This is a genomic window from Mycobacterium sp. (genome assembly GCF_035570115.1).
Taxonomy (GTDB): Bacteria; Actinomycetota; Actinomycetes; order Mycobacteriales; family Mycobacteriaceae; genus Mycobacterium.
Window position 1 is genome coordinate 1 of record NZ_DATMLH010000011.1, and the last position, 10820, is coordinate 10820.

At 66.9% G+C, this 10820-nt stretch carries 12 protein-coding genes; 3 read left to right on the forward strand and 9 right to left on the reverse strand.

The features are described from left to right. The 8 genes from VNW74_RS00755 to VNW74_RS00790 all read right to left on the reverse strand — a co-directional run. On the reverse strand, positions 1 to 723 hold a 723-nt coding region (locus VNW74_RS00755; RefSeq protein ID WP_325674696.1), incomplete at its 3' end, for an AI-2E family transporter. A 33-nt stretch (positions 724 to 756) separates the two neighbouring features. Further along, on the reverse strand, positions 757 to 1608 hold the full coding sequence (locus VNW74_RS00760; RefSeq protein WP_325674697.1) for an SDR family oxidoreductase: 852 nt from the start codon (positions 1606 to 1608) through the stop codon (positions 757 to 759). Next, on the reverse strand, positions 1605 to 2372 hold the full coding sequence (locus tag VNW74_RS00765; protein WP_325674698.1) for an SDR family NAD(P)-dependent oxidoreductase: 768 nt from the start codon (positions 2370 to 2372) through the stop codon (positions 1605 to 1607). Before VNW74_RS00765 ends, VNW74_RS00760 begins: the two co-directional genes overlap by 4 nt. Beyond that, positions 2369 to 3436 (reverse strand): NAD(P)-dependent oxidoreductase, encoded by a 1068-nt coding sequence (locus VNW74_RS00770; RefSeq protein WP_325674699.1) that lies wholly within the window; start codon positions 3434 to 3436, stop codon positions 2369 to 2371. The genes VNW74_RS00765 and VNW74_RS00770 overlap by 4 nt, the downstream gene beginning before the upstream one ends. Before the next feature lie 177 nt (positions 3437 to 3613). Continuing rightward, a complete protein-coding gene (locus VNW74_RS00775; RefSeq protein WP_325674700.1) occupies positions 3614 to 4744 on the reverse strand; it encodes a 3-beta-hydroxysteroid dehydrogenase in 1131 nt (376 codons plus the stop codon). 63 nt (positions 4745 to 4807) lie between these two features. After that, entirely contained in the window at positions 4808 to 5041 is a 234-nt protein-coding gene (locus tag VNW74_RS00780) for an exodeoxyribonuclease VII small subunit (protein ID WP_325674701.1), read from the reverse strand. Next, complete coding sequence (xseA, locus tag VNW74_RS00785; protein ID WP_414686570.1) at positions 5031 to 6272, reverse strand: exodeoxyribonuclease VII large subunit; 1242 nt, start codon at positions 6270 to 6272, stop codon at positions 5031 to 5033. The genes VNW74_RS00780 and xseA overlap by 11 nt, the downstream gene beginning before the upstream one ends. Positions 6273 to 6280: 8 nt before the next feature. Further along, positions 6281 to 6904 carry a lipid droplet-associated protein gene (locus VNW74_RS00790; RefSeq protein WP_325674703.1) on the reverse strand — a complete coding sequence of 208 codons (624 nt, stop codon included), beginning with the start codon at positions 6902 to 6904 and terminating at the stop codon, positions 6281 to 6283. A gap of 88 nt (positions 6905 to 6992) precedes the next feature. On the opposite strand from VNW74_RS00790, the gene VNW74_RS00795 reads away from it, so the two are divergent. Further along, positions 6993 to 8000, forward strand: coding sequence for a 4-hydroxy-3-methylbut-2-enyl diphosphate reductase (locus VNW74_RS00795; protein ID WP_325674704.1), 1008 nt, complete (start codon positions 6993 to 6995; stop codon positions 7998 to 8000). Between the two features lie 6 nt (positions 8001 to 8006). On the opposite strand, the gene VNW74_RS00800 is transcribed toward VNW74_RS00795, so the two are convergent. Continuing rightward, positions 8007 to 9143: a DUF6542 domain-containing protein gene (locus VNW74_RS00800; RefSeq protein WP_325674705.1), complete on the reverse strand. Its 1137-nt coding sequence runs from the start codon at positions 9141 to 9143 to the stop codon at positions 8007 to 8009. Between the two features lie 128 nt (positions 9144 to 9271). Here VNW74_RS00800 and ychF point away from each other — a divergent pair, with 128 nt between their 5' ends. Both ychF and VNW74_RS00810 read left to right on the forward strand, forming a co-directional pair. After that, on the forward strand, positions 9272 to 10363 hold the full coding sequence (ychF, locus tag VNW74_RS00805) for a redox-regulated ATPase YchF (RefSeq protein ID WP_325674706.1): 1092 nt from the start codon (positions 9272 to 9274) through the stop codon (positions 10361 to 10363). A 34-nt stretch (positions 10364 to 10397) separates the two neighbouring features. Beyond that, positions 10398 to 10805, forward strand: coding sequence for a hydrogenase (locus tag VNW74_RS00810; RefSeq protein ID WP_325674707.1), 408 nt, complete (start codon positions 10398 to 10400; stop codon positions 10803 to 10805). Positions 10806 to 10820 lie beyond the last annotated feature (15 nt).

Here is a 10820-nt window from a genome sequence, read left to right on the forward strand (position 1 = left end):
GAATCCGTGGTGGAATCCGGCGACATAGACGGATGCGGCTCCGGCTACCCCTTGACAGAGTGCGATGACGAACTGGCCGTTCACGGTTCCCCGCACCATGGAGCCCATCTTCCGCAGGTACAAATCGGTGACGTCTTCGCCGAGCGGATTGAGTTGGCGGATCAAGGTGAGCAGTTTCTCGCGGTTGGTCAGCAGTGCGACAAACACGTACAAGAAGATGATGGCTGCGGTGACCGCGCCGGGGAGACCGCCGGCCGTGTCTTGCAGGAAGTGCAGGGCCCACTGACCCGTTTTCTGCGCGACGGTCACCATCGCTTTTCTGAGCGACTCTGCGGTGACCGTCATGTGCAGGAACGGCACCCGTGCCAAGAGTTGATTGACGACATGGAGACTCTTGTCGCCGATCCCGCTCAGACCGGTTCGCTGCACCCAGCCGGCGACCTGGGTGACCATGCGGGAAATCTGGACGATCGCCAGCAATACCGACAGGCCGACCGGCACGATCACGACGGCCAGAGCCGAGAGCAGCGTGCAGGTGGCCGCCAGCCCGCTACCAAGCCGACGACCGAACCAATTAAAAAGCGGCGTAAACAAATACGCCCCGACGGCGGCCACCACGATCAGGACGAAGTAATTGCGGAGGAAGTACGCGGCGAACAGCAGGCTGACAATCGTGACGACCGCAAGGGCCCGTTTCTGGGTGAGGGTGAATTCGGTATTCATCGCCGGCCCTCCGCGTCGTCGTCGAAGTGAACCCTAGCCGCCGGGCGCACCGCTTTTCGCGTGTTGGCGTTTGCGCTGGTCGGCGATGAAGCGGATCGAGAAACGCTGCAGCAGACCTGGCGCCAGCCGGGCGAACACCCATGATGCGTAGGCCTGCTTCGGCGCGACCAGCAGCGCCTTGTTGCGGTTGATCGCCTTCAACGTGTCGCGGGCCAGACGGTCAGGGTCATACCCGGCCTTCATGCCCTGGCCGCGCAGGTAGTAGTCGCGGCCGGCAAAGCCGCCGATGGCGCCTTTGTCCAGGATCGGCGTCTCGACGGCGCCCGGGCAGACGGCCAGCACGCCCACCCCGCGGGAGACGGCCTCCGAGCGCAGCGCCAGCGACAACCCCACCACCGCGTGCTTGGTCATCACGTAACTCGTGATCTGCCCGGCCGCGGCCAGCCCGGCCATCGACGCGGTGTTGATGATGTGCCCGTGCCCCTGCCGCAGCATTACCGGGTAGGCGGCCGCCACCCCGTGCACGACGCCGCGGATGTTGACGTCGATGATGGCGTTCCATTGGTCCAGCGTGAGCAGTTCGGTGTCGCCGCCCCAAGCGATTCCGGCGTTGTTGAACATCAGGTCCAGCCGTCCGGTGCGGGCGACGACGGCATCGACGGCGGCCGCCACCGCGGTCGCGTTGGTGACGTCGAGGGTGTCCGAGGTGGCGGTGCCGGGACCGTTCAGGCTCTCGGCGGTGCGAGCCGCGGCGGCGCCGTCGACATCGGTACAGACGACGTCGGCGCCCGCGGCCACCAGAGCCCGGCACAGCGCCGCGCCGATGCCCGAACCACCGCCGGTGACGATCGCGTGTTTGCCGGTGAAGGTTTCGGTGAATGTCATTGTGGCGCAGCCAGCTTCATCACGTGACTCAAGATGTCGGGGTACCGCCGCATGTGCGCGCCGCCGTTGAGGTCGAGCACCTCACCGGTGAGCCAGGGCGCCTTGGACAGGAACACCACGGCGTCGGCGATGTCCTCGGGGGTACCGGCGCGGCCCAGCGGTGTGTTCTCCAGGTATTCGTCGAGCACGCCCGGAATCTGGGTGGCCGGCTCGGTGAGCGGAGTGTGCACGAATCCGGGGGCGACGGCGTTGACCCGGATACCGTGCGGCGCGAGTTCGAGCGCCGCGACTTGTGTCAGCATCGACAGCCCGGCCTTAGCCGCGCAGTAGGCGCTCATCGCGGCGGCGGGCTGCCGCCCGTTGAGCGAACTGATCGACACCAGCGCACCACCGTCGCGCAGCCGCGGCGCGGCATGTTTGATCACCAGGAAACTGCCGGTCAGGCAGACGTCGACGACGGAGCGGAACTCTTCCACCGGCAGTTCGGTGATCAGCCCGACGCCGCTGAAACCGGCGGTGTTGACTACCACCTCGAGCGTGCCGGCCTGCTCGAACAGGGCCCGCACCGAGTCCTCGTCGGTGACCTCGACCGTCGCGGCGGTATGTGGGTCGCCGAGTTCGGCGGCGACGGCACGTGCGCCGTCGGTGTTGCGGTCGGCGACGGTCACTCGGCAGTTGTCGGCGGCCAGCGCATGGGCCACCGCTCGGCCAATGCCGGAGGCCCCGCCGATGACGACCGCGTTCCGGGCGTTTGGTCGGCTCATGCCGGGCTCCGATCGGGTCGAGGGTCATTCCATTTGGCGGCGATCACACCCCACGGGTCGGCGTAGCGACCCGGGTAGCGGTAGTACGGCGAGCGACGCTTGAGCAGCGCGTGGGCCAGCGGAGCCGCCAGCCGCGCCGGGTAGCGCCGCCAGCTCATCCGGTCGGCCATCTCGGCAAGCAGTTGCGGCCACGAAATCCGTTGGAATTCCAGGGCTTCCACCGAGCGCGCGGTGTCCATCCAGTCGGTGGCGAACCAGTCGGCGTCGCTATCCGGGTCGCCTTTGCGTCCGGCAGGTATGCCGCCGACCAAGCCCATCGCGGCAGCCATGGACGGGGCGAGATCGCCGTGGACGTGGCGGTGCGAATCGTCACCGCCGATGAGCAACGTCTCGCCGATCACCGGGGCGGTGGTGGCGGCGACGAAGGCGCGGGCCACGTCGCGCACTTCGACGGTCTGGATGCGCCCGTCGACCGGTAGCGAGGCCTCGAAGTAAATGGTGTCCAGGTCGAGTTCGAACCGCGGCTCGGCGGTGAGCACACCGCCCAGCCGCAGCACCACCGCGTCCAGCTCCGAGCCGCGCACCAGTTGCTCGGCTTCCACCTTGTGGGCGCCGTAGATGTCGGATGGCCGCAGCGGGGTATCCGCGGTAAGCACGTCGGTGATGTGGTGTGGGTTGCGGGCGCCGTGGGCGGCGACGCTGGATGCTTGCACGAATCGGGGCGGCGACGGCAGCGTTTTCGCGGCGTTGATCAACAATCCGGTCGCGTCGACGTTGACGCGGCGGGCCAACGCCGGCCGCGCGTAGCAGACCGGCGGGATGATCGCGGCAAGGTGGATGATCGCCGCGGGCGAGACCGCATGCAGCAACGCTGTGACGGCTTGCGGATCGGTGAGGTCGGCCCACCGGACCTCGGAGGGTGGCAGCAGGGCCGCGGCGGCTTTCCGGTTGGCCGGTATGTCGAGGTCGGTGGCGACAACACGGCGGCCGTCGGCGCGCAGCTGTCGCACCGTCGCGGACCCGACCAGTCCGAAGGCTCCGGTGACCAGCACAGTCTCGGACATTCGGCAGCACTCCTCCTCATCGCCGACGCGGATGCCCCCGTAGCTCGCGAAAGGTGTATTTCGCAACGGGCCGACTCGGAATATGTTCGCAGTCCAGTATCCGCGGCGCGACAAGGGGGTACACCCCCAGCCGCGAAGCGGCGAGGGCGCGAGCCGCGCAACCACACCGAGCGATGATTACGGCGTCGCCGCAGCCGCCTGAACACCAACTTTCGAACGCCGGCTAGGCGGCGGCGCCGCGGCTTTCATCTGGTCGAACAGCTCGGTGTAGTAGGGCAGGCATTCGGCCATCGCCTGCTCGGTGGTGAACAACGGTCGATAGCCGAGGTCGCGGGTGGCCTTGGCTACCGAGAAGTAGTTGTCCAGATACAACCGCTCGATAGCCAGCGGTTCCAGTGGGGGCTTGGGCAGCCCGAACCGGAAGTGCAGCCGCTGCCAGCCCGACATCGCCGCGCGCACCGCGGCGCCGGATATCCGCAACCGGGGCAGGCGATGTCCGCAGGCCGCGACGACTGGTCGGGCGAACTCGAACATGTTCACTGGCTCGGCATCGTTGATGAAGTACGCCTGGCCGGGCGCGGGGCCACCCGGCGCCAGGTGCTCGGCGGCCAGGATGAAGCCGTGAATCAAGTTGTGCACGTAAGAGTTATCCAGTCGGGCGGCTTTGCGGCCCACCAGGATTTTGACGTGGCCGGCCTGCACGCTTTCGAACACCCTGCGGAACATCGTCTGATCGCCACAGCCCCAGATGCCGCTTGGCCGTACCGCGCACGTCAGCAGGCCATCAATCCCATTCTGCGACAGCACAAATCGTTCGGCGACCACTTTCGTCTCGGTGTAGAGGTCATTAAACCGGTCGGTGTAGGGCAACGTCTCGTCGCCGCCGGCGATGGCTTGGCCGCCCATCACCACACTGTTCGACGACGTGTAGACGAACCGCTTCACCCCGGCCGCCTGCGCGGCGTGCACCAGGTTCTTGGTTCCGTCGACGTTGACGGCGAAACTGCGCTTCCGGTACTCGTCGGTCACCGAGGCACCGCCCAGCAGCTCGATGAGCGCCGCGGTGTGGAAGACGGTGTCGATGCCGTCGACCGCGGTCGCGACCACGCCGGGGTCGCAGATGTCGCCCTGGAGCGCCTCCAGCCCCGGTTGGGCCGGCAGCCGCGAGGGCGCACGGTCGAAGGACCGCACCTGGTAACCACGATCGAGCAGGGCGGTCACCAGGTTGGCACCAACGAACCCCGAGCCGCCGGTAACCAGGATGCTGCCCAGCGGGGTGGTCGGCGATGTTGCAGAAATCTCAGCCATGCCGACGAGGATAACTGAAACGTGTTCCAGTTTCGAACTTAGTCCTCAAAACCGGTTTCGATTTCAAGAATCTTCCGGCTCGCTGGCGGTCAATGCATCGGTCACTCGCTTGCGTGCTCCAGCTAAGTGATCTTCGCACTGTTTTGCCAGCTGCTCACCTCTTTCCCACAATGTCAGCGACGCATCAAGGTCGAGCCCGCCCTGCTCCAGAAGGCGCACAACTTCGATCAGCTCGTCCCGGCATTTTTCGTACCCAAGCTGACTAATAGGTGTAGTCTTCTCCGGTTTATCGGCCATCGGGTGGTCCTTCACTGGTCGCCGCGACGGCGCCATCGGCAACGCGCACCCGCAGCTTGGTGCCTGCCGGAGCGTCGTCGATCGACCGGAGCACAGCCGAGGGACCGTCCGTCGGAATCGTCTGCACAACTGCGTAGCCGCGGGCCAGGGTGGCCGCCGGACCCAAGGTAGCCAGCCGGGCGGACAAATGGCCGACGCGTTCGGTCTCCGCGCCGATCAGGCGGGTGATATCCCGGCGGACCGCAGACCGGGCGCGGTGCACCTCCTCGGCGCGCACCGTCAGTGCCGCCAAGGGCTCGGCCAGTACCGGACGGCTGCGCAACTGCGCGAGCATGCGCTGTTCGCGGGCCACCCAATTGCGCAGCGCCTGGGCGCTGCGTCGGCGCAGGTCGTCGAGCAGGTGTTGCTCTGCGGCCGTATCCGGGACGATCTTCTTGGCGGCATCGGTGGGAGTGGCCGCGCGCAGGTCGGCGACCAGGTCGCACAACGGGTTGTCCGGCTCGTGACCGACCGCACTGACCACCGGGGTGCGGCAGGCTGCGATCGCGCGGCACAGCGTCTCGTCGGAGAACGGCAGCAGGTCCTCGACGCTGCCGCCACCACGGGCCACCACGATCACGTCGACGGCCGGGTCGGTGTCCAGTTCGCGCAGCGCCTCGACAATCTGGGCGACGGCACTGGGCCCCTGAACGGCAGTGTTGCGCACGGCGAATCGCACCGCGGGCCACCGCGCGGCGGCCACCGTCGTGACGTCCCGCTCGGCGGCGCTGGCCCGCCCGGTGATCAGCCCGACCGTGGCGGGCAGGAACGGCAGCGGCCGCTTGAGTCGCGGGTCGAACAGCCCTTCGGCGTCCAGCAGCCGCCGCAGCCGCTCGATACGGGCCAGCAGTTCGCCGATCCCCACCGCGCGTATCTCGCTGAGCCGCAACGAGAATGTGCCGCGTCCGGTGAAGAAGTTCGGCTTGCCACAGACCACGACCTGGACGCCTTCGACGAGCTTGACCGGCGCGCTGTCTACCAGGTCCCGTGGCGCGGTCACGGTCAGTGACATGTCGGCCGCGGGGTCACGCAGCACCATGAAGACGGTCTTGGCGCCGGGCCGGATATTGATCTGGGCCAACTGGCCTTCCACCCACACCGTGCCCAGTTTGTCGATCCAGCCCGCGATCCGGATGGCCACCGCGCGAACCGGAAACGGGTTCTCAGCCGAATTCGCCGGTTGAGCCGGCACCGCTCGGGTCACCTCGCCGTCGCGCGAGTGATCCTGTTGGCGAGCAGCGTCTGGAACGGTGCACGCGCCTTGGTGGCCTCCTCGTAGGCCAACAGGGCCTCGAGTTCGTCCACGTCGAGCGTTTGCAATCGGGCCCGCAGCTGGGCCAGCGTCAGCGTCTCGTAATCGAGCTCGTCGGCCACTGGCGGCGCAGGCACCGCCGACTTGGCGGCCGGCTTATGCGCGCGAGTGGCGGACACGGGCCGAGTCGGGGGATCGGCCGCCGCGTCCTCGTCCGATGGGTCGGGCGAGGTGTACAGCGCGAACCGTCCTTCGGCGCGGCGGTCGCTGTTGGACGCGTCGACGCCGGGTCCGTATGCCTCTGGATCGCCGTCATAGTCGTCGCCCAGGTCCTCATCGAACGTCGCCCAGTCCGGCTGCTCGTCCTTGGGCGGAAAAATCTGCTCTAGCGTCGAGTCGCCCTTGATTACCAATTCGGCCAGGTTCTGCTGGAAGCGCATCACGATATGCGCGGCCTGACTGGCCAGCGTCATCGGATACATCAGGATGGTTTTCGGTAGCTTGATCGTCTCTTCGACGGCGAATGTCGCCGCGCCGACCAGCAGCCGGACCCCATACGGTGCAGTAGCCATGCGCCCCAGCCTGCCTTAACCGGCGGTGAACGCCAAGCCGACCGCGCGAGCTGGCGAGCCGGAGTCCGCAGAAAGTAACGTGGTTGCCATGCCGCCGACCGTCAACATGGGGATCCCCGGCGCCGCGAGCTCGGCGATCGAGCCGGCGACCGGTAAGCGAGTGTTGTTGGCCGAGCCGCGCGGGTACTGCGCCGGCGTCGACCGCGCCGTCGAGACGGTCGAGCGTGCGCTGGAAAAACACGGCCCGCCGGTCTATGTCCGCCATGAGATCGTGCACAACCGGCATGTGGTCGACACCCTGGCCAGGGCGGGGGCGATTTTCGTCGACGAAACCGACGAGGTCCCCGAGGGCGCCATCGTGGTGTTTTCCGCGCACGGAGTCGCGCCTACCGTGCACTCGTCGGCGGCCGAGCGCTCGCTGCGAGTCATCGACGCCACCTGCCCGTTGGTCACCAAGGTGCACAACGAGGCCAAGCGCTTCGCCCGCGACGACTACGACATCCTGTTGATTGGTCACGAGGGCCACGAGGAGGTCGTCGGAACCGCCGGTGAAGCCCCCGACCATGTGCAGCTGGTCGACGGGCCCGGTGCCGTCGACGGGGTGACGGTCCGCGACGAGAACAAGGTCATCTGGTTGTCGCAGACCACGCTGTCCGTCGACGAGACCATGGAGACCGTACAGCGGCTGCGTGCGCGATTCCCGAAACTGCAGGATCCGCCGAGCGACGACATCTGCTACGCAACCCAGAATCGGCAGGTCGCGGTCAAGGCGATGGCGCCGGAGTGCGAGCTGGTGATCGTCGTCGGGTCACGCAATTCGTCGAACTCGGTGCGGCTGGTCGAGGTCGCTCTGGGCGCCGGATCGGCGGCCGCGCATCTGGTCGATTACGCCGACGATATCGACCCGGAGTGGCTCGACGGTGTCACCACGATCGGGGTCACCTCTGGGGCGTCGGTGCCCGAGGTGTTGGTGCGTGGCGTGCTGGAGCGACTGGCCGAATACGGCTACGACGTGGTGCACCCCGTGACGACGGCCAACGAGACTCTGGTGTTCGCGCTGCCGCGGGAGATTCGCCCAGCCCGGAAAGCTCCCTAGACGGCCCTAAACGTCATAGTCCCAGGTATCGGCTGCGGGCTCGCGCAATCGCCGGGGCCTGGGCTCGTTGCGTGGCTCGTCAGCCCTGGTTGAGCCGCGATACCGGACCTGCGAGATCGGGTGATGTGTGGCGGTGGTGCCGGATGCCCCGTTCGGCGCGGGCCTGCGGCGTGGCTCCGGTGCGATGGGTTCGTAGGGCTCGATGGGCTCGTAGGGCTCGTAGGGGTCGAATCGGCTGCTACGACGGGTCGGCGGCTGACCCTGGTGACCGTGCGGGTCGCGGCGGACCTCGCGGGCCGGCCGACCACGCAGGTCCGGATCGCGGGGCGTCCTGGCGCGGCGGGGTGGCTCGGCGCCGCCGAACTCGCGGGTGCGCGTCGGGCGTCGACGCGGGGCACGGTCAAGTGTGGGGTCGGCGGGTTCCTCCAGCGGAGGCCGGATATGACGGGAGCGCGCCGTTGCCGGACGCTTGCCCGTCCTCCTGCTGTGCGTCGACTCCGCGGATGATCTCGCCGGCTTCGCGGACCGTCCGACGGCGTGGGTTCGCCGCGAACTGCGCTTGGCTGCTGTGTCGACCGTTTCGTCATCGGCCGACTCACGTCGCAGGGTCTGGAGCAGCTTGAAAATCGGAGCCAGCCTGCCGGTCAGCCCGGTGGGTTGCGCGTCACTGCTCGCCACGTCGGCTCCGGCCGTCTCGGTGGTGGCCGGGTGGATCACCATCGCCAGCGACCAGCGGATGATGCCGATCAGCAGCACGCCGGCCGAGGTGAAGAGCATCAGCGGGAAGCGTTCGATCAGCGGATAGCCACAGTTGATCACCAGGTCTTTGAGGCCGGTGAACTTGGCTCCGTGAAAGAGCCAGTACGCGCCGGGCGCCGCACAGAACAAGATCAGCGGTGGCTGGATGACCGCGGTGAAGACACCGGACTGGCGCACCGCCAGCACCGCAGCCAGGCAGCCCGCCACATAAAGCGCGGAAAAGACAGTCGTCAGCTCCTTGCCCGATCCGGCGTCAAAAGCAAAGCCCGCGGCGGTGCCGGTGACAGCGACAAGCACGGCCGCCCACCAAGGCGCACCGGGAATGCTGGGGATTATCGAGCGATGATCCGATGCCACCGCCGACCGCGTCCGCTGTGCTGACACACGTCGACCGTACCGGCTCGGCGCCGAAAGGCTCGTAAAGACCTCGTTAGCAGACGGTGGGCGTGCCACATTTCGCACTGCCGCACCGCCAGTAACGCTTGCTTAGCACGCTTTACACTTGAGTCCCTGTGAGCTTGAGCCTTGGGATCGTGGGTCTGCCGAATGTCGGCAAGTCGACCTTGTTCAACGCGCTGACCAGAAACAACGTGGTGGCCGCCAACTATCCGTTCGCGACGATCGAGCCGAACGAGGGTGTGGTGCCGCTGCCCGATCCTCGGTTGGCGACGTTGGCGGAAATGTTCGACTCCGATCGCATCGTCCCGGCGCCGGTGACCTTCGTCGACATCGCCGGCCTCGTCGCGGGTGCCTCCGAAGGCGCCGGCCTGGGCAACAAATTCCTGGCCAATATCCGCGAATGCGACGCGATCTGCCAGGTGGTGCGAGTTTTCTCCGATGACGATGTGACGCACGTCGCTGGGCGGGTCGATCCCAAATCCGACATCGAGGTCGTCGAGACCGAGTTGATCCTGGCCGATCTGCAAACACTCGAGCGTGCGGTGCCGAGGCTGGAGAAAGAAGCCCGCAACAGCAAGGACCGCAAACCGCTCTACGAGGCCGCTGTGGCTGCGCAAAAGACGCTCGACGGCGGGACGACGCTATTCGCTGCCGGGGCGGATGCCCTGCTGCTGCGGGAATTGAATCTGCTGACCACCAAACCGTTCCTCTACGCGTTCAACGCCGACGAGGCAGTGCTTACCGATGCTGACCGGGTCGCCGACCTGCGCGCGCTGGTCTCGCCCGCGGACGCGGTTTTCCTGGACGCCAAGATCGAAGCCGAGCTCACCGAGCTCGACGACGAGTCGGCCGCCGAGCTACTCGAGTCGATCGGTCAGGCCGAGCGCGGGCTTGATGCGTTGGCCCGGGCCGGTTTTCACACCCTGAAGTTGCAAACCTTCTTGACGGCCGGGCCCAAGGAGTCGCGGGCGTGGACCATCCATCAGGGCGACACCGCGCCGAAAGCCGCCGGGGTGATCCACACCGACTTCGAAAAGGGCTTTATCAAGGCCGAGATCGTCTCCTACGACGATCTCGTGGCCGCCGGATCGATGGCCGCGGCCAAAGCGGCCGGCAAGGTGCGCATGGAGGGCAAGGACTACCTGATGGCCGACGGCGACGTCGTCGAGTTCCGGTTTGGATCAACTTCTACGAGCAAGAGTTGATGCCGGTGGCGGCGTGCTCGCCTAGCATCCGACCATGCAGACGCTCCTCTTCGCGCTAGGGCTAGTCCTCTTCGTCCTCGGTCTTGTTACGGGCCTGGTGATCCCGGCCGTGAAGAATCCGCGCATGGGGCTGGCCAGTCACCTGCAAGGCATGACGAACGGCCCGTTTCTCATCATCGTCGGTTTACTGTGGCCACATCTCGTTCTGGCTCACGTTTGGCAGGTCGTCACGGTCGCATTGCTTGCGTATGGCACATACGCAAACTGGTTGGCAACTCAACTCGCAGCGATCTGGGGCGCCGGTTCGAAGTTTGCACCGGGCGCGGCGGGTGGCCACGTCGCATCTACCGCCAAGGAGAGCATCGTCAACGTCCTGCTCGTATCGCTGGCGCCCGCCACGATCGCGGCCAGCATCATCCTGCTCGTCGGTGTCTTGCGGTGACATCCAATGTGTCGA

What these genes read in the sequence shown, in the direction of transcription:
- VNW74_RS00760 (WP_325674697.1), bottom strand. Translation starts at nt 1,608, where the DNA reads ATGACATTCACCGAAACCTTCACCGGCAAACACGCGATCGTCACCGGC.
- VNW74_RS00765 (WP_325674698.1), bottom strand. Translation starts at nt 2,372, where the DNA reads ATGAGCCGACCAAACGCCCGGAACGCGGTCGTCATCGGCGGGGCCTCC.
- VNW74_RS00770 (WP_325674699.1), bottom strand. Translation starts at nt 3,436, where the DNA reads ATGTCCGAGACTGTGCTGGTCACCGGAGCCTTCGGACTGGTCGGGTCC.
- VNW74_RS00775 (WP_325674700.1), bottom strand. Translation starts at nt 4,744, where the DNA reads ATGGCTGAGATTTCTGCAACATCGCCGACCACCCCGCTGGGCAGCATC.
- VNW74_RS00780 (WP_325674701.1), bottom strand. Translation starts at nt 5,041, where the DNA reads ATGGCCGATAAACCGGAGAAGACTACACCTATTAGTCAGCTTGGGTAC.
- VNW74_RS00790 (WP_325674703.1), bottom strand. Translation starts at nt 6,904, where the DNA reads ATGGCTACTGCACCGTATGGGGTCCGGCTGCTGGTCGGCGCGGCGACA.
- VNW74_RS00795 (WP_325674704.1), top strand. Translation starts at nt 6,993, where the DNA reads ATGCCGCCGACCGTCAACATGGGGATCCCCGGCGCCGCGAGCTCGGCG.
- VNW74_RS00810 (WP_325674707.1), top strand. Translation starts at nt 10,398, where the DNA reads ATGCAGACGCTCCTCTTCGCGCTAGGGCTAGTCCTCTTCGTCCTCGGT.